Source organism: Thermosynechococcus sp. PKX95 (genome assembly GCF_031583295.1).
In the GTDB taxonomy this organism is placed as follows: domain Bacteria; phylum Cyanobacteriota; class Cyanobacteriia; order Thermosynechococcales; family Thermosynechococcaceae; genus Thermosynechococcus.
Genome location: NZ_CP134171.1, coordinates 897,923 through 919,761 on the forward strand (window position 1 = coordinate 897,923; position 21,839 = coordinate 919,761).

General features: G+C 52.8%; 25 protein-coding genes. 9 read left to right on the forward strand and 16 right to left on the reverse strand.

Annotated elements, in window-relative coordinates; all coding sequences use genetic code 11:
* Nucleotides 1–107 precede the first annotated feature (107 nt).
* The 3 genes from lysS to RHH81_RS04180 all read left to right on the forward strand — a co-directional run bounded on the left by lysS (nucleotide 108) and on the right by RHH81_RS04180 (nucleotide 2,821).
* A complete protein-coding gene (gene lysS / locus RHH81_RS04170; RefSeq protein ID WP_206201201.1) occupies nucleotides 108–1,628 on the forward strand; it encodes a lysine--tRNA ligase in 1,521 nt (506 codons plus the stop codon).
* A 76-nt stretch (nucleotides 1,629–1,704) separates the two neighbouring features.
* Nucleotides 1,705–1,986 (forward strand): ATP-dependent Clp protease adapter ClpS, encoded by a 282-nt coding sequence (gene clpS, locus RHH81_RS04175; protein WP_024123996.1) that lies wholly within the window; start codon nucleotides 1,705–1,707, stop codon nucleotides 1,984–1,986.
* 28 nt (nucleotides 1,987–2,014) lie between these two features.
* Complete coding sequence (locus RHH81_RS04180) at nucleotides 2,015–2,821, forward strand: CPBP family intramembrane glutamic endopeptidase (RefSeq protein WP_206201202.1); 807 nt, start codon at nucleotides 2,015–2,017, stop codon at nucleotides 2,819–2,821.
* Here the strand turns inward: RHH81_RS04180 and RHH81_RS04185 are convergent.
* The 5 genes from RHH81_RS04185 to RHH81_RS04205 all read right to left on the reverse strand — a co-directional run bounded on the left by RHH81_RS04185 (nucleotide 2,793) and on the right by RHH81_RS04205 (nucleotide 6,598).
* On the reverse strand, nucleotides 2,793–4,121 hold the full coding sequence (locus RHH81_RS04185; protein WP_310743431.1) for a 16S rRNA (cytosine(967)-C(5))-methyltransferase: 1,329 nt from the start codon (nucleotides 4,119–4,121) through the stop codon (nucleotides 2,793–2,795). The two genes, RHH81_RS04180 and RHH81_RS04185, sit on opposite strands and share 29 nt — an antisense overlap.
* Nucleotides 4,112–4,570 carry a DUF3531 family protein gene (locus RHH81_RS04190; RefSeq protein ID WP_149820062.1) on the reverse strand — a complete coding sequence of 153 codons (459 nt, stop codon included), beginning with the start codon at nucleotides 4,568–4,570 and terminating at the stop codon, nucleotides 4,112–4,114. The genes RHH81_RS04185 and RHH81_RS04190 overlap by 10 nt, the downstream gene beginning before the upstream one ends.
* Complete coding sequence (locus RHH81_RS04195; protein ID WP_206201204.1) at nucleotides 4,567–5,127, reverse strand: glutathione S-transferase family protein; 561 nt, start codon at nucleotides 5,125–5,127, stop codon at nucleotides 4,567–4,569. Before RHH81_RS04195 ends, RHH81_RS04190 begins: the two co-directional genes overlap by 4 nt.
* 93 nt (nucleotides 5,128–5,220) lie before the next feature.
* Nucleotides 5,221–5,880 carry a dethiobiotin synthase gene (gene bioD, locus RHH81_RS04200; RefSeq protein WP_255521500.1) on the reverse strand — a complete coding sequence of 220 codons (660 nt, stop codon included), beginning with the start codon at nucleotides 5,878–5,880 and terminating at the stop codon, nucleotides 5,221–5,223.
* 76 nt (nucleotides 5,881–5,956) lie between these two features.
* Nucleotides 5,957–6,598, reverse strand: a complete 642-nt coding sequence (locus tag RHH81_RS04205) for an L-threonylcarbamoyladenylate synthase (protein ID WP_206201205.1) — start codon at nucleotides 6,596–6,598, stop codon at nucleotides 5,957–5,959.
* 183 nt (nucleotides 6,599–6,781) lie between these two features.
* Between RHH81_RS04205 and RHH81_RS04210 the strand changes: the two genes are divergently transcribed.
* From RHH81_RS04210 to RHH81_RS04235, 6 genes are read left to right on the forward strand one after another with little or no spacing between them, the layout of a single operon-like run.
* A complete protein-coding gene (locus RHH81_RS04210) occupies nucleotides 6,782–7,765 on the forward strand; it encodes an alpha-ketoacid dehydrogenase subunit beta (RefSeq protein WP_206201610.1) in 984 nt (327 codons plus the stop codon).
* 2 nt (nucleotides 7,766–7,767) lie between these two features.
* Nucleotides 7,768–9,198, forward strand: a complete 1,431-nt coding sequence (gene secD / locus RHH81_RS04215) for a protein translocase subunit SecD (RefSeq protein ID WP_206201206.1) — start codon at nucleotides 7,768–7,770, stop codon at nucleotides 9,196–9,198.
* A complete protein-coding gene (secF, locus tag RHH81_RS04220) occupies nucleotides 9,195–10,148 on the forward strand; it encodes a protein translocase subunit SecF (protein ID WP_206201207.1) in 954 nt (317 codons plus the stop codon). Before secD ends, secF begins: the two co-directional genes overlap by 4 nt.
* Before the next feature lie 6 nt (nucleotides 10,149–10,154).
* Nucleotides 10,155–10,841: a phosphate ABC transporter permease gene (locus tag RHH81_RS04225; protein WP_206201208.1), complete on the forward strand. Its 687-nt coding sequence runs from the start codon at nucleotides 10,155–10,157 to the stop codon at nucleotides 10,839–10,841.
* 45 nt (nucleotides 10,842–10,886) lie between these two features.
* The gene (locus RHH81_RS04230) at nucleotides 10,887–11,609 is read left to right on the forward strand and encodes a DUF3120 domain-containing protein (protein WP_225901652.1); all 723 of its coding nucleotides are present in this window, start codon (nucleotides 10,887–10,889) and stop codon (nucleotides 11,607–11,609) included.
* Between the two features lie 44 nt (nucleotides 11,610–11,653).
* Nucleotides 11,654–12,421, forward strand: a complete 768-nt coding sequence (locus RHH81_RS04235) for an E3 ubiquitin ligase family protein (RefSeq protein WP_206201209.1) — start codon at nucleotides 11,654–11,656, stop codon at nucleotides 12,419–12,421.
* A gap of 7 nt (nucleotides 12,422–12,428) precedes the next feature.
* Here RHH81_RS04235 and RHH81_RS04240 read toward each other — a convergent pair whose 3' ends face one another.
* From RHH81_RS04240 to RHH81_RS04285, 11 genes are all read right to left on the reverse strand, one after another.
* On the reverse strand, nucleotides 12,429–12,755 hold the full coding sequence (locus RHH81_RS04240) for a hypothetical protein (RefSeq protein WP_149820046.1): 327 nt from the start codon (nucleotides 12,753–12,755) through the stop codon (nucleotides 12,429–12,431).
* A gap of 144 nt (nucleotides 12,756–12,899) precedes the next feature.
* Nucleotides 12,900–12,995, reverse strand: coding sequence for a photosystem I reaction center subunit XII (gene psaM / locus RHH81_RS04245; protein WP_011056052.1), 96 nt, complete (start codon nucleotides 12,993–12,995; stop codon nucleotides 12,900–12,902).
* Between the two features lie 105 nt (nucleotides 12,996–13,100).
* A complete protein-coding gene (locus RHH81_RS04250) occupies nucleotides 13,101–13,691 on the reverse strand; it encodes a PepSY domain-containing protein (RefSeq protein WP_206201210.1) in 591 nt (196 codons plus the stop codon).
* On the reverse strand, nucleotides 13,688–14,845 hold the full coding sequence (locus RHH81_RS04255; RefSeq protein ID WP_206201211.1) for a HAMP domain-containing sensor histidine kinase: 1,158 nt from the start codon (nucleotides 14,843–14,845) through the stop codon (nucleotides 13,688–13,690). The genes RHH81_RS04250 and RHH81_RS04255 overlap by 4 nt, the downstream gene beginning before the upstream one ends.
* Nucleotides 14,846–15,295, reverse strand: a complete 450-nt coding sequence (locus RHH81_RS04260) for a hypothetical protein (protein WP_206201212.1) — start codon at nucleotides 15,293–15,295, stop codon at nucleotides 14,846–14,848.
* Nucleotides 15,296–15,504: 209 nt separating this feature from the next.
* Nucleotides 15,505–15,720 (reverse strand): hypothetical protein, encoded by a 216-nt coding sequence (locus RHH81_RS04265; RefSeq protein WP_206201213.1) that lies wholly within the window; start codon nucleotides 15,718–15,720, stop codon nucleotides 15,505–15,507.
* A 972-nt stretch (nucleotides 15,721–16,692) separates the two neighbouring features.
* On the reverse strand, nucleotides 16,693–17,019 hold the full coding sequence (locus tag RHH81_RS12995) for a glycosyltransferase family 2 protein (protein WP_206201612.1): 327 nt from the start codon (nucleotides 17,017–17,019) through the stop codon (nucleotides 16,693–16,695).
* A gap of 166 nt (nucleotides 17,020–17,185) precedes the next feature.
* Entirely contained in the window at nucleotides 17,186–17,902 is a 717-nt protein-coding gene (locus tag RHH81_RS04270; protein WP_310743432.1) for a DUF3782 domain-containing protein, read from the reverse strand.
* A 187-nt stretch (nucleotides 17,903–18,089) separates the two neighbouring features.
* Entirely contained in the window at nucleotides 18,090–18,731 is a 642-nt protein-coding gene (locus RHH81_RS04275; RefSeq protein ID WP_206201215.1) for an L-threonylcarbamoyladenylate synthase, read from the reverse strand.
* Nucleotides 18,732–18,912: 181 nt separating this feature from the next.
* Nucleotides 18,913–21,270, reverse strand: a complete 2,358-nt coding sequence (locus RHH81_RS04280; protein ID WP_225901653.1) for a GH116 family glycosyl hydrolase — start codon at nucleotides 21,268–21,270, stop codon at nucleotides 18,913–18,915.
* Nucleotides 21,271–21,307: 37 nt separating this feature from the next.
* Entirely contained in the window at nucleotides 21,308–21,700 is a 393-nt protein-coding gene (locus RHH81_RS04285; protein WP_206201216.1) for a Fur family transcriptional regulator, read from the reverse strand.
* Nucleotides 21,701–21,839: the final 139 nt, after the last annotated feature.

Below are 21,839 nucleotides of genomic sequence, written 5' to 3' on the forward strand. Positions count from 1 at the left end.
GCACTAGCATCCACTGTACTCGATTCCCCTTTAGCAGCGTTGGTACCGATTCCAGAGCGTACAATGAGAAGGTTAAGGTTTGCTAATCGTGGAGAGTTTCTACCAATATGGCCGACGTGGGGGCAACGGGAGCCGAAATTCGGGCAACACGGATTGAGAAAGCCAAAACACTGCAAGCACAGGGCATGAACCCCTATGCCTATCGTTGGGAGCGCACCCATACTGCAGCAGTTCTGCAAGAAAAATATGCTCACTTGGCCGCTGGTGAAGCGGTGGGCGATCGCGTCAGTGTCGCCGGTCGGATTATGGCGCGGCGCGTCTTTGGCAAGCTGGCCTTTTTTACACTTCAGGACGACAGCGGCACAATTCAGCTTTACCTCGATAAGCAAACCATTAGCCAAGGCATGGGGGAAGCCGCCTTTGCCGATTTGAAACACCTGACGGATGTCGGCGATATCCTTGGCGCTGTGGGCACCCTCAAGCGCACAGAAAAGGGTGAACTCTCGGTTGTGGTGGAATCCTACAGCATGCTCACGAAGTCATTGCTGCCTCTGCCGGACAAGTGGCACGGCCTCACGGATGTGGAAAAACGCTATCGTCAGCGCTATGTGGATCTCATTGTCAACCCCCACGTACGCGATACGTTCCGCAAGCGAGCACTGATCACCGCCGCCATTCGCCGCTACCTCAATGAACAAGGCTTTATTGAAATTGAAACGCCGGTGCTACAGGCGGAAGCCGGGGGAGCCGAGGCTCGTCCTTTCATTACCTATCACAACACGCTGGAGATGCAGCTTTATTTGCGCATTGCCACAGAACTGCACCTGAAGCGCCTGATTGTCGGTGGTTTTGAGAAGGTCTATGAACTGGGGCGCATCTTTCGCAATGAGGGCATCTCAACCAAGCACAACCCTGAATTTACGTCCATTGAGGTCTATCAGGCCTACGCCGACTACAACGATATGATGACGCTGACGGAGGCAATCATCACCACAGCAGCGATGGAGGTGTTGGGCACGCTCAAGATGACTTATCAAGGGGAAACGATTGATCTGACGCCGCCATGGCGACGGGTGACCATGCACGATGCAGTGTTGCAAGCCACTGGGATTGATTTTCGCCAATTGTGCGATCTAGCAGCGGCGAAGAAAGCAGCCCAAAAAGCAGGGGTAAAAGACTTAGACGCCTGTGACACGATTGGCCGAGTGCTTAACGAAGTGTTTGAGCAGACTGTTGAACCGACATTGATTCAACCCACCTTTGTTCTTGACTATCCTGTGGAGATTTCCCCCTTGGCCAAGCCCCACCGCAGCCAACCGGGACTGGTGGAGCGATTTGAATTATTTATCGTTGGTCGCGAACACGCCAATAGTTTTTCGGAGTTAACGGATCCATTGGATCAACGGCAACGCTTGGAGGAACAGGCACGGCGCAAAGCGGCTGGGGATTTGGAAGCCCACAGTGTTGATGAAGATTTCCTCACAGCTCTAGAGCATGGAATGCCACCCACAGGAGGCCTAGGGATTGGTATTGACCGCTTGGTGATGTTGCTGACGGATTCCCCCAGTATTCGCGATGTGATTGCTTTCCCACTGTTGCGTCCGGAATCGGCAAGTGGTCAAGTTTGATCCGTTTGCTAAAATCTTAAGCATATTTGCTGAATTCCTGATACTGAATGTCCACTGAATGGAGGCATGGCCAACAATGTCAGTGCAAACCATTGAAAAACCAGCAACCGTTCGCAAGTTGGCGCCCCGCTATCGTGTGCTCCTTCACAATGACAATGTCAATTCCATGGAGTATGTGGTGGAGGTATTGCTGAAGACGGTGCCGAGCCTCACCCAACCGCAAGCCGTGGATATCATGATGGAGGCGCACCTGACGGGGGTGGCCTTGGTGATCACCTGTGCCCTTGAGCATGCTGAATTTTATTGTGAAGGCCTGAAAATGGCAGGGCTGACGAGTACCATTGAACCGACTGAATAGGCCAATTTTCGCTCAATTTTGGCGGCAAATGATCCGCCGTCCCTTCTGGATTCGCATCGTTAGTTTTGCCCTAACGCTGGTGCTGCTGTGGCTGCCCATCGGTTTGAGCATCTATTTTCTCTGGGGAGAGGGCGGTGCTGCCAGCTTTGTCAATATGGGGCTGTTGTACCTCATCTTTATTCTCTTGCTGCGAGTCTGGGGACGGCGGGTACACCAACAGCGATCGCCCCTAGTGTTTTATGGCCTTAAGGGGGGGTGGAACTTTGGGCGGGATACCCTGCTGGGCTGGCTGGCGGGGATGTTTTTGGTTGCCCTGCTATTTCTCATCGAAGGACTCTTGGGCTGGATAACGTGGCAGGGGCTACCGGATCGCTTTGGGCTACTGCTGTTGGATGGCGTCCTCACCGGTGTTGCTGTGGGCTTTGCTGAGGAATTGCTGTTTCGCGGCTGGCTGTTGCAGGAGCTAGAGCTAGAGTACCAACCATGGTTTGCCTTGGTGCTCAATGGCCTGATCTTTGCCGCGTTGCACTATCTGCATCCCTTGGAGGTCATTTTGGCCACATGGCCGCAGTTTTTCGGCTTGGCACTGTTGGGCTGGATTCTTGGTTTGAGTAAATGGATCTTTGGCGGACGATTGGGCTTTCCCATGGGACTCCACGGTGGCTTGGTCTGGGCTTATTTTGGTGTCAACGTGGGCAAATTGGTGAGCTATACGGGGGTAGCGCCAGAGTGGCTAACCGGCATCAATGGCAACCCGATCGCTGGCCTGATGGGGGTAGGTCTTTTAATTTTGGTGGCTTTGGGGCTTAGCTACCGCGTCGCAACCGCACCATAAAAAAGCCATCCATATCGTGCCGTTGCGGCCACACGGTGATCCAGCCTTCGGGGGTAGCTTTGAGGGGAAAGGTTGGGGGTGGCGGCTCAATGTGCCACTGGGGATGGTGAGCTAAAAAGTGTTGAATCTGGGCTTCATTTTCGGCAGGTTCTAGGCTACAGGTGGCATAGACAAGCAAACCTTGGGGTTTCACCCACTGGCAAACATTGGCTAAGAGTTGAGCTTGCAGGGGCACTAGTTCAGCCAAGCGTGTTCTCAGGGGTTGCCAGCGGCTATCGGCATGGCGGTGGAGGGTACCTGTACCGGAGCAGGGCACATCTAAAAGAACGCGATCGCCCATCGCTGCAAAATCCCCTGCTGTTGAACTATCAAGGGTGTGAATTTCAATACTCTTCAGGCCGAGGCGATCGCGATTTTGCGCCAACTTCCGCAGGCGACTGGGGGTGCGATCGCAGGCAATGACGCGGCCTTGGTCAGCCATCAACTCAGCAATATGCGTGGTTTTACCCCCCGGGGCTGCACAGGCATCAATCACGACTTCACCGGGCTGCGGAGCCAGCAAATGACTGACCCACTGCGCTGCCCGATCCTGAACTGACCAGTGGCCTGCGGCATAACTAGGGAGTGACTGCATGGGTTGGCCACAGTGGGGCAGGACGAGTCCTTGGGGCAAGTCGGGAATCGGTTTCAGGCTATAACCTGCTGCCTCAAAGTCAGCCATCAGTTGGTTAGTCGTTGTCCGCAATGGATTGAGGCGCAGATCAAGGCGGGGGGGATGATTAAACCACTGACAGAGGGCAATACACTCCTGTTGTCCTAAACGCTCCAACCAAGATGCAATCAGCTCATCGGGAAAGCTATAGCGACATCCCAGTTGGGAGACCAAGGGCAGGGGAGCAATGAGAGCCTCAAGGGGATCGGTGGTGGAGCGGCTGTAACGGCGCAAGACCCCATTCACCAGTTTGGCAAAGCCGCCTAAACCCATCTCTTTGACCAGTTCAACACTGGTGTCCACGGCAGCATGGGGGGGAACGCGATCCAGATAGCGCAGTTGGTAGAGGCCAAGGCGCAACACTAACTGTACCTTCAAGGGCGGCAGTTGCTGACAAAACCCCTGAACAAGGGTATCTAGGGTGCGCTGTTGGCGGATAGTCCCATAGACCAGTTCAGTGATCAGGGCGCGATCGCCTTCCTTGAGAGACCGCTGCTGCAACACCTGATGAAGTGCCACATCGGCATAGGCTCCCTTGGCCACCCGTTCTAGGGCATCGAGGGCAAGACGCCGCGCACTTAGTTCCACGCCGATTGTTCAATCATTTCCCGCTGTTCACTGGTGGCGATCGGCCATTCGGGGTTGTCACCGCCAATGACAAGCGTTTTTAAGGGTACATAGTCCTCACTGAATTGATTGAGGGCATTAATCAGGACATCCAAGGCTAAAGCGTCACTGGTGCCCAAGTCAAACCAGCAGCGTGCCCAGCGATCGTTGTATTCAAACTCGCCCATATTGTGCATCACGGCCATCATCGAACTGTCGGCTTGGGCGCGATCGTACTCTAGGTAACTGAGGTCTAACCCCGTTTCCTGGACTTGGAGATTCTCAGCATTGAATCCCCCCAGCTTCCCGAGGAAAAACCACGAGTTAAACACTTCCTCAAGGTACTGCTGCTCAACGGATGAAGGCGGTGCGGCAAATTCCACCCAAATCCATAAATCAAAGGGATCGACCTCACGAAAGATCACATTCATACCCCAGCCCCCAGTAAGCCTTTCTGGAATGCAGGCCGTTGTTGCAAGCGAGCCACGTAGTCCGCCACTGCAGGATAGGGACTCAAATCCACCTGAAAGAGCATCTGTAGATAGGCCAGCACTGACCCGAGGGCGACATCGGCAACGGAAAAGTCATTGCCGAGAATGTAGGATTGCCCCATGAGGGCGGTCTCAATGCCTTTGAGTAGTCGCGGCAGCTGGCGATCGCGCGTTTCAGGCGGAAACATTGCCTGTGTCAAGGTGGAATTGGCAAACAGCACCCACTGATAAACTTGGGCAGCGGCAGCCGCATCCTTAGGTAATTCACCGTGAACTTGGGCAAGATAAAGCAAAATCGCCCCCGATTCCCAGAGCACGACATCCCCATCAACAATCACAGGCACTTTACCCATGGGGTTGAGTTTGAGAAAGTCGGGCTGATGTTGCTCCCCGGCTTGTAGATCCATCAGCACAAATTCATAGGGAATTCCCAATTCTTCTAAATACCAGCGAACAATACTGGCGCGGGATTTAGCACCACCATAGAGCTTTAGCATAGGTCAGTTCAGCGATCTGTTGTGTCAATTAATCTAAGTCACTTTTATTATGCGCTTTGATCGGCCGCAAAATAATTTCTTGCCTCGCCGTCCTCAACGCCAAAGCAGATGCAGCGGCCATTCGGCGACCATTTCCGCCAACTCCTCATTGGAGTGTTGACCACAGGGCAGCACCCCCAGCACGGGCACTTGGGTAAAACGGCTGAGAAATTCTGGTGGTGTCCACTGCGCAATATCCGTGTCGCTACAGGGGGTGACACAGTTGAGAATCAGACCGCGAATGTCCAGCTTGTACTGCCGTGCAAGGGCAATATTGGCCACAATTTGGGCGATCGCCCCCAAGCGCACCGTTGCCACCAAGACAATGGGCAACTTCCAAGCGGCTGCCAAGTCCGCCACCGTCCACTCCCAAGTCATGGGCGACCCTAGACCGCCAATCCCTTCCACTAAAAGGTAATCAAACTGCTCCTGAAGCTGCTGGTAGGTGTGCCACACAGGGGCTAAATCAATCGTGCGCTGTTCCAACTCGGCGGCAATGGGAGGCGCTAGGGGCGCTGCAAAACTGAGGGGACACACTTCACTGGCGGTTTGTTGTAGGGGCAGGGTTTGGCAGTAGTAGTCACCATCTCCAATTTCGACCGCAGTACCGCTCTGCATTGGTTTGAGAATGCCCCAGCGTTCTTGGGGACGATAGCGATGGGCGTAAGACCACAGTGCCCGCGTGATCATCGTTTTGCCCACACCGGTATCCACACCCGTAATCAGTAGGGACTGGCAATGCTGAGAAATAGTGACGCCCCCCTAACGCGAAAATGCTCAATCATTATATCTATTTCATTAAATGTGACGGCAAAATAATGTTGGGCAATATTGGTCGCAAGTCATCCACAGACACAGGGCCAAAGTTCATAATGGTTGGGTATTCAAGGGTGAAGTCCACGAGGGTTCCCCGCCGTCCATAGGCACAGCGCCCCCCATCCACAATCAGCGGCACTTGCTCGCCATAGTATTTTTGGGTGTCCTCAAAGCTGACAATGAGTTCCGTCCCCACTTTCACCGTTGCTGCCACCAAAAAGAAGGGCAAGGCACCCACGAGATCGTAGATAAAGCGATCGGGACAAGCGAGATAGACACAATCAAAACCCTGCGTAATTTGTGGGTCTAGGTGGGGCTTGCCCTTGACAATCATAGTGACGGGGTAGGGAAAGTGAGCCAGCAGGGTTTTTGCCTCTTGGGAGAGGTCTGCCACTTCAGCCGCGCGATCGCCCCGGGTGAGAATGGCTAAGGGCTGTTCCGTACTAAAGTGCTTGAGACGACGCAGCTTCGCGATCGCCCTTGGACTCGTGCCGTTGACGACAAAGCTATAGACCGTGGCCATGGGCAGAATAATGACATGATCCTGCTGCAAGTGGGTTTGAATGGTTTGAAAGCTGCGAGTATCAGCGGGGAGCGATCGCGCCAAGGTGGTCATGTTTGGTACTCCGAAAATCATTAGGCAGTAAATGCGCCCTTGATCTCTAGTCTATGCTCAATAGGTTTTAGGGGGAGTTGAGAATAGATTGCGTTTAATGATGAGTCTGATAAGCATGATCGCAAGCGGTGCAGTTTCAACTACCCTAGGAAATAGTCCTTAATGAGTGTATGCCGCGCAACCATGGCCGAGACCTTAATGTTTAATGCCCTTCGTGCTGCCATTGATGAAGAAATGGAGCGTGACCCCACAGTGTTTGTGCTGGGGGAAGATGTGGGACATTATGGCGGCTCCTACAAAGTCACCAAAGACCTCTACAAAAAGTATGGTGAACTGCGTCTATTGGATACCCCCATTGCTGAAAATAGCTTTACCGGCATGGCGATCGGGGCAGCAATGACCGGCTTGCGTCCCATTGTCGAGGGCATGAACATGGGCTTTTTGCTCTTGGCCTTCAATCAAATCGCCAACAATGCTGGCATGCTGCGCTACACCTCTGGCGGCAACTTTAAAATTCCGATTGTGATTCGCGGTCCCGGCGGTGTTGGCCGGCAATTGGGGGCAGAGCACTCGCAGCGTCTTGAAGCCTACTTTCAAGCAGTCCCCGGATTAAAAATTGTTGCCTGCTCAACCCCCTACAACGCCAAGGGCTTGCTCAAATCGGCGATTCGTGATCCCAACCCAGTGCTGTTCTTTGAGCATGTACTCCTGTACAACCTCAAGGAAGACCTTCCCGAAGAGGAATACCTGCTGCCCCTCAATAAAGCTGAGATTGTCCGCAGTGGCGAAGATGTTACCATTTTGACCTACTCGCGGATGCGCCACCATGTGCTGCAAGCGGTGAAAACCCTTGAAAAAGAGGGCTACGACCCCGAAGTGATTGACCTAATTTCCCTAAAGCCTTTGGACTTTGAGACAATTGGTGCCTCGGTTCGTAAAACGCATCGGGTGGTGATTGTCGAAGAGTGCATGAAAACCGGTGGCATTGGGGCTGAGCTTTCGGCCTCGATTATGGAACGCTACTTTGACGAACTGGATGCGCCTGTGGTCCGCCTTTCCTCCCAAGATATTCCCACCCCCTACAACGGTACCCTAGAGAATCTCACAATTGTGCAACCGCCCCAAATTGTAGCGGCCGTGCAGCAGCTGGTGCAGGGACAGGTCTAACCATGGGTAAATATCGCGGCTGGCTGATTGTCATTTTGGTCTTGCTGATGGCCGCCACGTGGGTCATTGTGCGCACACCGGCTCGACTGGGCTTAGATCTGCGGGGGGGTGCCCAACTGACGTTGCAGGTGCAAACAACGGATAAGGTGCCCCAAATTACGCCCCAAGTGCTGGCGGCAGTGCAAGGGGTGGTGCAACGGCGGATTGATGGCTTGGGTGTTGCCGAAGCTGTGGTGCAAACTGCTGGGGATGACAAGCTCTTGGTGCAATTGCCGGGGGTCACCGATCCTCAGCAGGCGGAACGGATTCTCAAGGGGACGGCACAACTGCTCTTTGCCGCCCAGAAGCCGGGCACAGAGACCCAATTGCAAATTGAGCGGCAACTTCAGTCGCAACTGCTCTTGGAACAGGCGCAACTCTTGGCGGAGCAGGCTCAAAATGCCAATCATCCTGATGCCCTGAAGGAGATTGAGGCAAAGCTGGCCAAAAACCGTGAATCCCTTGAAAAAAGCCAGCAGGCGATCGCCCGCCTCTTCACGCCCTCGGATTTGACAGGCGCAATGCTCAGGGAAGCCTTTGCCAGTCCCGTCGCCCCGGGATCCCCGAACTGGAGTGTGATTGTCCGTTTTGACAGCCAAGGGGCTGAACTTTTTGCCCAACTGACCAAGGAGATTGCTGGCACGGGGCGCAGCCTGGGGATTTTTCTTGACGATCGCCTGATTAGTGCGCCAACGGTAGCGGTGGAATATGCAGAAACAGGGATTGTTGGCGGCAGTGCAGAGATTTCCGGTGGCTTCACTGCCCAAACTGCCAATGATTTAGCCATTCAGTTACAAGGGGGGGCGCTGCCCGTTCCCCTCGAGGTGGTGGAAAACCGCACGGTGGGGGCTTCGCTGGGTCAAGATAGCATTCGCGATAGCCTCTATGCCGGTTTGGCGGGCTTGGTGCTGGTGCTGATCTTTATGGTGGCCTACTACCGCCTGCCGGGATTGATTGCCGATATTGCCCTGATTCTCTACGCCATCTTTACCTACGCGGCGTTTCTGCTGTTTGGGGTGACGCTGACACTGCCGGGGATTGCGGGCTTTATTCTCAGTATTGGTATGGCGGTGGATGCCAATGTGCTGATTTTTGAGCGCACCCGCGAGGAATTACGGGCAGGCAAAACCCTCTACCGTTCCGTTGAATCGGGGTTTGATCGCGCCTTTGCCAGTATTCTCGATAGCAATGTCACCACCTTGATTGCCTGTGCTGCCCTCTTTGCCTTGGGGACAGGGTTTGTGCGCGGTTTTGCCGTGACCCTTGCCATCGGGATCGGCATTAGTATGTTTACGGCGCTGACCTGTAGTCGCACGTTCTTGTTTTACGCCATTAGCATTCCCAGTCTGCGTCAGCCCAATTGGTTCTGTCCAAAACTGGAGAGCTTTCGATGAGCTTTAGTGTCAATCGCCAGCGATCGCTCTGGTGGGGGTTATCCTTAGTAGTCATTCTCAGTGGCCTTGTGGCAATGGCCATCTCTTGGGTGTCCCTAGGGAGTCCCCTGCGCTTGGGCTTGGATTTTATCGGTGGCACACGGCTGCAATTTGAACTGGCCTGTAGCGCTACGCAGACCTGTTCTCAGCCGATTGATATTGATGCGGTGCGTCAAGTGCTTAATCAGCAAGGCCTAGGCAACAGCAGCCTGCAAATTATTGATCAGTACGGGGTGAGTATTCGAACGGTACCCCTCGATGTGGATCAGCGCACTCGCCTCAGTGCTGCCCTCACGCAGAAAATTGGTGACTTTGACCCCCAGAAAACGCAGATTGAGACCGTTGGCCCTACCCTTGGCGAAGAAATCCTGCGATCGGGGTTGCTGGCGCTCTTGGTGTCGTTTATTGGCATTACGATCTATCTCACGCTGCGTTTTCAGTTTGACTATGCCTGTTTTGCCCTTGTCGCCCTTGTCCACGATGTGTTGGTGACCACGGGGGTGTTTGCCATTTTGGGACTCGTGGCAGGGGTGGAAATTGATAGCCTCTTTATTGTGGCGCTGCTCACGATCATTGGTTTTTCTGTGAACGATACGGTGGTGATCTACGATCGCGTGCGGGAAACCCTGAAGCTCAACCCTGACCTCGGCATTAAAGAGGTGGTGGATCAGGCGGTTGTGCAAACCCTTGGCCGCTCGATTAATACCACCCTAACGACCCTACTGCCCCTGATTACGATCTTCATCTTTGGCGGTGACACGCTGCGCTACTTTGCCCTAGCGCTGATCATTGGTTTCACGACGGGGGCTTATTCCAGTATTTTTATTGCCAGTACCCTCCTTGCTTGGTGGCGCGATCGCCAGCCGCCTCGTCCCGCCACGAATACACTGGAGACAACGCCTACGCCCTAACTGGTTGTGCTCATTCCCCTCACCCAAGAAAAAGTCCGTCAATTGGTGCCACTGGTGGCCACGGGTTCCCAGTATCGCTATGTTTGGGGCAAACTTCAGGACTTTCTACGACGCTTAACCTTCTCTGTGGTGGCGGTGGCCATTGTTGCTTTTGGTTTGAATTTTTTAGGGGATAGCACCCAACTGGTTTTGGGTCTGATTGCAGGTCTCTATTGGCTCTGGGCACCGGCAGTGTTGGCCTCATTTCGCAATCGTCGCCATCGGCGGTTTCCCTATGGGGGTTTTTGGCGCGGGCGCGTCTTGGATGTCTATGTCACCGAAGAATTGGTGGGCAAAGAGGAGACGGTGAACGACAAGGGGCAACTGGTGATTATCGAGAACCGTGAACGCTGCTTGAATCTGGAGATTGGTGATAAAACCGGCTTTGAAACCAGAGTGCAGGCCAAGTTACTGCGTCAACATCGAGGGATTCGCCCCGGCGATGCAGCGGAAATGCTGGTTCTCTCCCGTCGTCCTGATCTGGCAGAGATTGAACTGATTTCTGAAGTTTTCCTGCCCCGCCATCGCCTCTGGATTGGCACCTACCCCATTTTGCAGCGGGATGTCTTTATTGATCTATCAGAAACACTGCGGCGCAAAGCGCGTTCAAAAGCCCCTCGGCGATCGCCCCGACCACGACGTTCCAGCCTGTGATACCTTAAAGGAAAGAAATAAAAGTTAACAATTCCTGATATTCCCTTGACTGCTCTTACCTCCCCCTCGGTTTTTCCTGCGCTGCGCCTTGGCTCACGGCTGGCTTGGTTCCTTTTTGGCTTTGCTGCCTTCTTGGTGTCGGTTCCCGTGTTTATTGAAGCGCCCCTCGTGCGGACACAGCCTTGGCTGAGTTTGGCTCTGACGCCGCTGCTTCTAGGTCTTAGTTTCTATCTCCAACGCCAACCCCACTGCCGCTATTGGGGGGAGATGCTCTATGGATTTAGCTGGTGCTGGGGGGCAGGGTCGCTCTACTGGGGATGGTTGCGCTGGGAACCCCTGTGGCACTTGCCCATTGAGGCGCTCCCCATTCCGCTCATGCTCTGGCACCTACGGCAGCGGCAGCAACTGGTGGGGGTGTTCTTTTTTTTGGGTTCTTTTCTGGGCACCGCCATCACCGATGCCTACTTTTACCTGATTGATGTGATCCCCCATTGGCGAGCCATCATGTACCTTGAAGGGGATGTGATTTCCGTTCAGGAGATGCTGGCACAGGCGATCGCCCAAGCCCAGACCTTTAGTGGCCAAGTGTGGGGGGTTCTCTTGAGCCTGAGTTTGCTCCTCATTGGTTTGCTGCCCCTCTTTGAATCCCAGATTCGTCGTGGCTATCCCGCTGTTTTGCCTGTGTGGGGATTTATGGGCGCTGTCTTGAGTACGCTCGTTGTTGATGGTCTCTTTGGCCTCACCATTGGTTTATTATCCTTGAGTTAAGACAGTTCTCTCTAAAACCATCAGAGAGGGATTGAGCGCCAGTCATGGGGGTTATTGCTCACCTTTGCTTAACGGGGTCGGCCTTTCTCTTTGCCCTTGAGGGCTATTATCGGCTGAAGTTAAAGGCAATGAAGGTGGCCAACCCTAGCTCTATTCGTGAGTTACAGCAATGCCAGCAACAGGTGGCTCAGGAAATCGGTAGCGGCAGTTGGCGCGAGTACGTGCAGGTGGTTGGCCAAGTCACCACGTCTCAACCCTTGCTCTCGGAAGTGAAGCGTATTCCCTGTGTTTATTACAAAACAATCATCAGCCGCGAGTATGAAAAAGAGGGGAGCGATCGCCACAATCGTCGAGAACGCCAGTCGGAAATTATTGGCCGCCATGAGCAGTCAACCCTATTTTTTCTGCGAGATCATCAGGGGGAAATTGAGGTAAACCCCCTCGGTGCTGAGATTGAAGCAATGCAGGTCTTAGACGAACTGCGGCCTGCGGATAAACCCCATTCCTTTGCCTTTTCCTTGGGGTTCTTGTCATTGAATTGGCGCTTTGGTAGCACGACGACGCTGGGTTATCGCTATCAGGAGTGGGTGCTGCCCTTGGGGCAACCTGTTTCAGTGGTGGGCATGGCCTCGGATCAGGGGGGGGTACTCCGCCTGCAAAAGCCACAAAAGCGGGGACAAAAATTCATCATTTCCCTGAGTGTTGAGGATCAACTTAGCCAGCAGTACAAGCGGCAAAAACGGAAAATGACTTATGCGTCCCTCAGTGCTGCCCTCTGTGGTGTCTGTGGTTTAGTCTTGGCCTTGTTGTAGGCTGGGCTTAGTCCGGTTCTTGCTTGGGGTTTTTAGGTTGTACCCAGATGATCCGCCGCTGATTAGCAGCAATTAAATTGGCCTCCTCTTGGGCAATGCGCTGCCGTGCTTGGGGTTGGCGATCGCGCTCCTGTTCCAATTGCAACTCCTTAACTCGTGCCTCCAGCTGCGCCACTTCTGCTTCGAGGGCATGGAGCTTTTGCAGTTGACTGAGTTGATAGGGCACCAGCTTGGCGATCGCCCCTAGGGCAAAGGCGAGCAGGATCAGATTCACTGCAATTTTGGCACCCGCTTCCCAAGCGATCGCAGGAATTTTTCGAGGAGAGTGAACCATGACTAAACCATGAACGGCGAGTTGTCTATCAGTATAAAAAGAAAAAAGCAGCCCCTTTGTCTTACCGACAACATCGGGAACCGCCTGATAAATTTTAGTTTGGAGAAATGACGTTATGCAGCCAGTTAGCGATAACAGGTGCAACTACTTGTACAACTCAGTGGACAGCCGAAATGCCAACACCGCAGGCAGCAGCGCAATCACAAGGGCAACGTAAACTTGGGTATCGGTCAGCGCCATGAACAACTCCTTTGTGGAATAACAGTCGCGATCAAGTGCTGTATTTATTACTCCATAGGCGCTTACCTTTGGCAACGCTTGCTCATAGTTTGTAACATTTCGCAGCTAGGTTTCCGGGGTCACCCTAGGACGCCAGTGGGGCAGCCGTCGCAGGAGAGTCAGCATCGAGAGTCCCGTGGCCAGAAGTGTCAACAAACTCAGACCCACCAAAAGAACATAGAAGGGACGCCCCACCTCGCCCCAATAGGTTCCCTGATGCAGGCTCAGGAAAATCGCCGCTTGTTCTTTGGAGAGGCCAAACCAGTTGCGGCCAAGGCGATAGGCCATTCCTGTCGTGGCACTCACAAGCAAGGGCAATGCTGCAATGGCAGCCAAAAGATGATGCAGCCGCCGTGCTGACCACTGCGCCGGGAGCGATCGCCCCCACAGGAGAGCCAAACCCGTGGCAATGATTCCCAGCAACCCCAGACCAATGACCAACACATAGAGCGGCACGCCCCATTCCCCCAGATAGCGGCCTTCATGAAGGGTCATCATTGCTCGCCCAAAGTCTTTAGATAGCCCAAACCAACTGCGCCCAAGACGATGGGCGATTCCCGTTGTGGCGGAGATCAATAGGGGTAGGGCAAAGATCACCACAAGGAATTGATGCCCCTGACTGCTGATCTTGGCAAGACGCTGTTTCAGAGCACTCATCGTTCCACCTTCATTGGCAAGGGAATCGTCAGTGTAAAGGCCGTACCGCGATCGCCCTCGTAGGGACTCGTGACCCGCAGACTGAGGCCATAGGGACGCAGCAAATCCTGAGCGATCGCCAACCCCAGGCCACTGCCCTCAATCCCACTGTCGGCTTGAATCCCGCGGTAGCCCCGTTCAAAGAGCCGTGACTGCACCTCCAAAGGAATCCCACAGCCGGTATCCCAAACGGTTAATTCTAAGACTGCGGGCGTGAGGGTCAAGCGCAAACCAATGGTGCCGCCTTTGGGGGTGTACTTAAAGGCATTATCCAGCAGATTGCCCACAACCTCCTGAAGCACCCGTTCCTCTAGCCAGATGGGCGGCAGTTGGGGCGGTCTCTCCACGACAAAGGTTTTGCCCTCCATTTCCGCACGGGCTTGGGCGGCGGTGATCAGCGGTGAGAGGGTTTCAGCTAGATCGAGGGGTTTACCCGCAAGGGGTAGGGGCTGGCTGCCCGTGAGGGCGGGAATCTCGTTGCGCTGTTGGCGATAGTCCTCCAACAATGCCATGAGCCGCTCTGTTTCCTTGGCAATGCCTTCGGCGAGAGGGCGCCCCTGGTGATCAGGTTCCAACCGTTTGAGCAGAAGCTTGACAAAGGTGCGAATGGCGGCCACGGGATTGCGCAGTTGATGGAGCAGGTCATCAAAGCGCTGTTGCTGTTGATCCAGTGGGTTGGCAGGGGAGTGGCTGAGCCATTGTTGCCGTTGATCCAAGACGCAGGCGATCGCCAGTGTTTGCGCCACCTGTTGCAATTGTGCCTGCTCTGCCGCCAGCCAAGGACGGTGTTGCCGCTGCGCCACCAGTACCCCCAAGACCCAATTTTGGTACATCAGGGGCAGGATCAGTTGATTGGCCAAGGACGAAACGACCTGTTGAGGGCGATAGCTTAACGGGGTCTCTGCTGCTTGGGTTGGCGGTGGCAGTGTTGGGGGAATTGGTAAGCTCAGGGCTGCTGCTGCCTCTGGATAGACAGCAACGGGAGACCACGAGGGGGAGTCGTTGAGCGTTTCACTCAGATAGACCGCCAGCGAAGAGGCACCCAAGCTATTGACAACAAGTTCTAATTGGGCACGACAGAGGGCAGCAAATTCTTCACTGGCTGGCCAGAGCATCTAGGTAGTCCCCCCGGAGTGACTCAACGCTTGCGGGAGCAGCGCTTGAAAGTCACCACTCCCCCTTGTATATTCTTCCAGCAATTGCTTTTCAAGGGGAAGGAGGTTGGGGTCGGGGTCAGCGTCCTGTTCTTTGAGGGTTTCTTCAATGAGTCCCATCTGCTCCTCTGCTTCAGCAAGGGCACTGAACAGTTCTTCATTGATGGGGGCATTGCCATTTTGACTCACGAGCAACTGGTAGCGATCGCGCAAATCATTAAGTTCCCGCTGCATCGCCTCTTTTTCAGCCGTGAGCTGCTCTGTCATTTGTTTGTAATATTTGAACGCCATCAAAAAGGGGACGAGCTTCTCCCGCAGCGTCATGTGGTCAATATCAAGTTTGGTATAGCGTTCTGCCAGTTGGCTATAGGCTTGGCACAGACGTAGGTAACGTTGGCTGAGATTATCCATAGGTTATCTAAAGAAGTGGCTGTTGACGCGCTATCCCCTATCATAAACGGGCAGCCCATTGGTCACCATTGTCGCAGCTTCACAAATTGAAACAATGTAAAATAGGTTACAAAATTTCGAGTCTCAACTTACTAGTGATATAATTTCTTAGTTATTTCACATAAGAGTACTACGCAGAAGTGTTGAATTCTGCAACAAAACTTGACATTCTAAGTGACCAGTAGCTCTGGCGGCCAATCAAGGCTCCAATGCCCTATCGAGCAGCGACGACTGAGTTCCAGTTGCAAATATTGCAACTCGTCCAATAGCTTCTTCCCAAAGTATTCAGGATCACTCAGATGCTTTAGATTTGTCGCTATACGAAACACCGCTTGATTCTCGTCAAAAAATTGAACCACGCGATATTTCTCATGATTGAGCTTCATTCTCATGTTATTCTTGATACGTACAATCAATGAACACTTCCTCTCACTCAAAAGAGTTTACTGGTCAGGGTAATGATGGTTCAATCGATAGGAAACAGCGTCAGACTTGAAGCACAATTTCTCTTTTGAGCTTGAGACATCAGTTGAGTGTAAATCCCCTCAAATAAGCGGGTTGTCCGACTTTTATTGGCTTTGGAAAAAGTGAACATGTCCACCGTAATCCCATGAATGATTCAAGCGATAAAATAAGGCGCTCATGCTAGTTAACCCTTGGTCGAGAATGTCGGTCAACCAGATTTTGAAAAATAATTGAGAGTGCAGGACGGGGTAGTCACAAGGGCTGAGCCGATTGAGAATGTACTTGATAAGAGTTGCAAAAGATGACCTAGTAAGTTGATTATTTTTTCTTATTTTCAGGGGAGAATACGACATTTCTTCTTTTTTTCTTGCCTCTCAAACTATCTTTCAACACTTCTGCATCAGGTGCTGAGATCGCGGGATTCATTTTGCGAAAAATCGGCGATTATTCCTGATCTTCTCGCGTATGATGTATGTCAAATTCAACTTCTCACCTATAATGTATATCAAACTCAACGGGAACAAAGTAATTAGAATAGCTCGTTCAAAACCTGTGCTTAACGAGCTGTAATTTCTTAGTTCTTGAATTTTGAACCCCTCAGAGGATTGGCAAAAGAGCTCCCAAATTTTTGAGGCGAAGTTTTTATTCGTGGTAAGTGTCTGAACACCACTACTCGCGCAGTCTGAATGAATGCGCTTATACAATACTACCCCGTTGTTTCCCCTAATTTCAGCCCGTGCGAGCAACGCATAGATTAAACGCATGTCCGCTGCTGTTTTGGTTGATACAAGAATGTTAAATACATCTACTGAGAATAAAAGATGCCTCGGATGTATGCCGTAAATAGGGTTGGCCTTACCCAAGAAAGCCGGTTCCAGATAGTATTTCAATCTTCAACTGAGTATTGATCCTGTATAGCTGAAATTTCGTCTATTGGCAGGATGTGGCATTGGATTACTACTGCTATCGATGGTTTGTAATGTGCCAAAGGCAATACATTGAGTGCGAGCAGAGACAGGCAAAAGAATCTCTATCCATCTTGGATCCCACTTATCATCTGCCGCTGTCCCCATAAAATATTCTCCCCTTGCCTCATCCAGCACATACTTGAAATTCGCTGCCGCGCCCAAATTCTGGGCTTGTCGCACGTAGCGAATCCGTTTATCCTTAGCGGCATATTCCCGACAGATGGCTTCCGTTTCATCGGTTGAAGCATTGATTGTAGGTACCTAGAGAGCAACAGCCACTCAACTGACCCGAACTGCAAAAACTGATAAAGACGTGCTGCAGCCAAGTCGTGCTGTAGGGCTCGTAAATACAGGTGCGGGATTCCAATGCTCCAAGCTTGGCCTAGTGGTGGGGCATTTTCACCCGCATTATCGTTTATTACAAGCCCTCCACTGAGTCGGCATAACTATAGAGTTCAATCCCTAGCGCCTCAGCCACAGGTCGTGCACGCGGATCAACCATTGGCGAAATCACAATTTTGCGGTCAATTTGGCGCTGGTGATGCCGCGCATAGAAATTTACCTTACGGTCAAAAATATACATCCCTGCCTTATCAATAGAAGATTTGATTTCACAGGCAATGGTTAAGCCATTTTTGATAATCAATTCTAGCTCCACTTGATCAGGGCGGCCAAAGACTTCACCCTCATGGTCGTAGAGGGTTAAGTTCAAAACTTCAACCCCAAAGGATTCCGTCAAAATGCCAGCGAGGGCGTTGCGAAAGCTGGTTTCTGAAGCAATTCCCCAGCGAGCACCAAGGGCACCAATTGTACTGTCAAACCGCTTGTCAAGACGCCGAATCTCTGCAAGTTGCTCATGCCACTTGCGATCCTGTTCTTCCCAACGCTTGGCCTGCTCTTGCCAGCGGCGATCCTGTTCTTGCCACTTGCGGTTCTGTTCTTCCAAACGCTTGGCCTGTTCCTCGCGATCGCGCTGTAGTTCCGTGAGGATACGGTCAAACTTGATATCTGCCTCACGGCGAGGCAAAGAAACGTCCAAGACCGTGCGCAGGATGAAATCTCTCAAGCTGGGGTCTTGAGCCACAAGCTGCGGTAGCTCACGCTGAATGAGCGCAATAATTTCTTCTCGCTCCATTAAAACTGGCTATTATGAGATGACCTGTAACCCCATTCTAAAGATTTCCGCTTCAAAAGGATGACTACACCCTCCCTGCTATCTTTAAGTCTATTTCGGCTGATCTTTCATCATAGCTCCCGCTTCAGGTTCTGGTCGGTCGTACATAGTGGGGAGTCAAAGGGGCTACTTCTCAAATGAACTATATCTACTTCATTAAATGGGAGGGCAAAATAATATGGGGCAAGATGGGTCGTAAGTCATCCACCGATACAGGACCAAAGTTCATGATTGTTGGGTATGCCAGCGTAAAGTCCACGAGTGTGCCCCGCCGCCCATAGCGACAGCGGCCGCCATCCACAATCAGCGGTACCTGCTCGCCGTAGTATTTTTGGGCATCCTCAAAGTTGACAATCAGTTCCGTTCCCACCTTGACCGTTGCTGCCACTAAAAAGAAGGGCAAAGCCCCCACTAGATCGTAAATGAACTGGTCGGGACAGGCCAGATAAACACAGTTAAACCCCTGCATAATTTGTGGATCGAGGTGGGGTTTACCCTTGACAATCATGGTCACAGGATAGGGAAAGTGATCCACCATGGTTTTAGCATCTCGAGAGAGTTCTGCCACTTCAGCAGCGCGATCGCTCCGCGTGAGAATAGCCAGAGGTTGCTCTGTACTAAAGTGTTTGAGACGGCGTAGGTTCGCTATTGCCCTTGGGCTGGTGCCATTCACCACAAAGCTATAGACGGTAGCCATGGGCAAAATAATCACTTCTTCTTGCTGTAAATAGCGCTCAATAGTGGCAAAGCTAGTGGGATGGGCAGCTAGCGATCGCGCTAAGGGGGTCATGGTGCGTACTCCAGAACCAGTGAAAAGCTATTGTTTCTTGATCTTGAGCCTACACCCTATGGCCTTTAGAGGGAATTGAGGAAAGATAAGATGTGATGATGAGACGGATAAGGCGATCGCAGGGAGTGCAGTTTCAATTACCCTAGAAAACTGAAACAATGTAAAATAGGTTACAAAACTTTTAGGTGGCTCGTGATCCCCGGCTGACGAGAGCCAGTGCCCAAATGGCCATGGGTCGCAGATACATACAGGCACGGAACGTCCGATTGGCCGTAATCGCCTCCGGTGTACGAAATTGCAGACCATTCTCGTAGATTTGCCGTACCACCACCTCGGCTAAGCGCCATGCTTCGTGGGTCATTCCCCGCTGCCACAAAAAGGCGGCCAAGCCAAAGTTAATCCCTATCCAGACTTCAAGGGGATGGGTAGCGTGGGGGTTTTCGGGTTGACCATTGGGCAAAAGACCATTGGCGGCACCCAACTGGCCATTGTGAAATTCGAGAAAACAGGTGTCGTAAATTTTCCGCAGGGCGCGATCGCAACAGTCTGGGGGCACAATATCCGCCAAACCCAAGAGTTGGGCATAGAACTGACCACAGAGCTGATCCGCCATGATCACATCGGAACCACTGCCGGTATCAAGACGGTAGTACTCGCCATTCCACAGCAGTTGATGGTAGCGGGGGCGAGCTTGCTTGAGCCACTGGCGGTAGGTCTCCACCTGCGGTTGTTGGAGAATCGTGCCGAGGGCGATCGCTGCCTCGAGGGCTGCCAACCACAAGCCACCACAGTAGGCACTGACCCCCTGTAGCTTCCAGTCATCGTAGGTTTGATCCGGGGCACCGCCATTTTCTGGCAGGCCATCGCCATCGCGATCAAATTGTTTCAAATAGGCCAAGGCCGCCACCACTGCCGGCCAGCACTCGCGCGCAAACTCGAGATCCGTCTGCCCAGTAAACAAAAAGTCGCGATAGACCAAAAGGACAAAGTCAGAAGCTAAATCCTTCCAAAGATTGCAGTCCTGATAAGCAGTGTAGTTCGTCCTTTCCCAAGGATGCTCATTGGGCGCACCGAGATCGTGGGGTACAGCATTGGCCAGTTTGCGAGGGGCTTTGTAGGCGGTTTCGGGGTCACCGCGATAGAAGTAGCCAATGATTCTCCGGGTGGGATCAGCGGTGGGAATCGCCCGCGCAAAGGCACGCATTACGGATTTTTCCAGTTCTGGCCACAGTTGCAGCAGGGCAAAGGAGCCATAGAGCCGCACATCCAGACTTTCATACCAGCGGTAGTCAAGGCATTCTAGAACGGCGAACTGCCCCACGGGGTCGCGATCGCTGGCGGTACTCCAAAGCGTTCCACCACTACTGAGGACGTACAGCTCATTGCACAGAGCCATCTTGAACCAGTCGGGCCAATCGGGGTGGGTGAGAATTGGCGCTTGCCAAGTGCGAATCTGCTGTTGCCATTCCTTGTAATGCTCTAGGCCACGGGCGGCAAGGGTGATAGCATTGGTGCCACTGCGATCGCAAAAATCCGTGTAGCGACGGTAATAGATCACGCCCTTACCAAACTCAGTCACAGGAAAGTCCCACGCCAAGACCACGGGAATTTGTTTTGTTTCCCTAGGTGCCAAGGCAAAGCGCACCGCAAAGGCGGCGGCCACCTGTTCTCCCGCTGCCGCTGGGGTTGGATCATTGACAATTGGTAGGGAACCATCCCCCGAAAATGATTGCCACAGTTGTGCCCCATCCCCCTCTGGCTGCCAGCGACTACAGCCAAAAAACTCACCAAGGCCTGTGGGAACCAATGCTGCCCATTCACCATCGCCTTCTTGGGGTGGGTTCGGGTGGGGCGTACGGCGCAGTCGCCAACCTTGGTAGGACTCCGTTTGAATCAGTTCATTAAAATTGCCGTCACTTTGACCCAAAGGGGGCGTGTAGGTATAGACGGGGCTGCCATCATCGCGGATTTCAATGGCAGAGAAAGGGGTGGTATTGCGAAACCAACCGACGGTATTTTGCCACGAGAACATCAAGCTGAGGGTGAGGGGCTGATCCGTGGGATTGCTAAACGTCCACAGAAACACTGCCACGGGGTAACTGGTTTCTTGGTAGTTGTGGGGCAGAATCGGTGAAAACTGTTCGCAGGTGATCTCAGCCTTAAAGACCCCCTCATAGACAAACCAACTGCGGGGATAGCGGGCAGCGTAGATACCTTTGCCAGCCGGATACCATTGCCAAGTGCTGAGGCGGCCATCGTTGGGGGGAGTCCCTAGGGCATAGGCCTGTGTCTGCTCTCCCTGCTCAAAAAGACTAAATTGACAGGCCGCTAGGGTGCCAAAAATGTGCTCTCCGCCGTCAATATGCCAGAAATTAAAATCCCCAGCAGAAGAACGGCCAATGCAACCTGCGCCAAACCCCCCCAGCGGCATGCCATGCCAAGGGCCATCGTCTAAATTGCTGGCATAGCGAACGCGGTAGGGATTTTCCCAGCCTTGGGCGATCGCCCGTCTCCAAGTACAGTTGGCAAATTCAATCACACCCTTTCTGAAGACCTGTCTGATCCAGAATACCCTTTTAGCGCTGCACCGTCACTTGGCACTTGGCACAAAGACCGAAAAACTCAAGGGTATGGTAGAAAATCTCAAAATGGTAGGACTGTTGTAGCTCAGCTTCTAAGTGCTGGACTGGGCAGCAGTTAATCTGAATCGATGCCCCACAGTGCAAACAGGTGAGGTAGTGTTGATCCTGCTGCACGAGGCTATAGACCAATTCGCCACTGGGCAACGCCCGTGCTTGCACCTCACCATTGATGCGCAGACTATCGAGGGTGCGATAAACCGTTGCCAGTCCTAGGGGAGTTTGCCGCTGCCGTAGTTCCAAAAATAGTTCCTGTGCCGAGAGCGCTCGGCCACTGGCTCTAAGGGCATCGAGAATAATGACTTGGCTACGGGTGCGTCGCGGCGGCATAGCAATAGGACAACATTACCTTGATTTTACCGTTCCGCTCCGGTGGTAGATGGCAAAAAATAGCAATCATCCCATCTCACGCATTTTCACCAAGGTCAACATCCCGCAGATCGCAGTGATAGGTAGTAATGGCGACTCC

Excerpts from the sequence above, each read along its gene's own strand:
- lysS (WP_206201201.1), top strand. The coding sequence starts at position 108 with ATGGCCGACGTGGGGGCAACGGGAGCCGAAATTCGGGCAACACGGATT.
- RHH81_RS04240 (WP_149820046.1), bottom strand. The coding sequence starts at position 12,755 with ATGGTTCACTCTCCTCGAAAAATTCCTGCGATCGCTTGGGAAGCGGGT.
- RHH81_RS04235 (WP_206201209.1), top strand. The coding sequence starts at position 11,654 with ATGGGGGTTATTGCTCACCTTTGCTTAACGGGGTCGGCCTTTCTCTTT.
- RHH81_RS04275 (WP_206201215.1), bottom strand. The coding sequence starts at position 18,731 with ATGACCCCCTTAGCGCGATCGCTAGCTGCCCATCCCACTAGCTTTGCC.
- RHH81_RS04255 (WP_206201211.1), bottom strand. The coding sequence starts at position 14,845 with ATGCTCTGGCCAGCCAGTGAAGAATTTGCTGCCCTCTGTCGTGCCCAA.
- RHH81_RS04260 (WP_206201212.1), bottom strand. The coding sequence starts at position 15,295 with ATGGATAATCTCAGCCAACGTTACCTACGTCTGTGCCAAGCCTATAGC.
- secF (WP_206201207.1), top strand. The coding sequence starts at position 9,195 with ATGAGCTTTAGTGTCAATCGCCAGCGATCGCTCTGGTGGGGGTTATCC.
- RHH81_RS04265 (WP_206201213.1), bottom strand. The coding sequence starts at position 15,720 with ATGAAGCTCAATCATGAGAAATATCGCGTGGTTCAATTTTTTGACGAG.
- RHH81_RS04195 (WP_206201204.1), bottom strand. The coding sequence starts at position 5,127 with ATGCTAAAGCTCTATGGTGGTGCTAAATCCCGCGCCAGTATTGTTCGC.
- RHH81_RS04285 (WP_206201216.1), bottom strand. The coding sequence starts at position 21,700 with ATGCCGCCGCGACGCACCCGTAGCCAAGTCATTATTCTCGATGCCCTT.
- RHH81_RS04205 (WP_206201205.1), bottom strand. The coding sequence starts at position 6,598 with ATGACCACCTTGGCGCGATCGCTCCCCGCTGATACTCGCAGCTTTCAA.
- RHH81_RS04190 (WP_149820062.1), bottom strand. The coding sequence starts at position 4,570 with ATGAATGTGATCTTTCGTGAGGTCGATCCCTTTGATTTATGGATTTGG.
- RHH81_RS04270 (WP_310743432.1), bottom strand. The coding sequence starts at position 17,902 with ATGGAGCGAGAAGAAATTATTGCGCTCATTCAGCGTGAGCTACCGCAG.
- secD (WP_206201206.1), top strand. The coding sequence starts at position 7,768 with ATGGGTAAATATCGCGGCTGGCTGATTGTCATTTTGGTCTTGCTGATG.
- RHH81_RS04180 (WP_206201202.1), top strand. The coding sequence starts at position 2,015 with ATGATCCGCCGTCCCTTCTGGATTCGCATCGTTAGTTTTGCCCTAACG.
- RHH81_RS04250 (WP_206201210.1), bottom strand. The coding sequence starts at position 13,691 with ATGAGTGCTCTGAAACAGCGTCTTGCCAAGATCAGCAGTCAGGGGCAT.
- RHH81_RS04210 (WP_206201610.1), top strand. The coding sequence starts at position 6,782 with ATGGCCGAGACCTTAATGTTTAATGCCCTTCGTGCTGCCATTGATGAA.
- psaM (WP_011056052.1), bottom strand. The coding sequence starts at position 12,995 with ATGGCGCTGACCGATACCCAAGTTTACGTTGCCCTTGTGATTGCGCTG.
- clpS (WP_024123996.1), top strand. The coding sequence starts at position 1,705 with ATGTCAGTGCAAACCATTGAAAAACCAGCAACCGTTCGCAAGTTGGCG.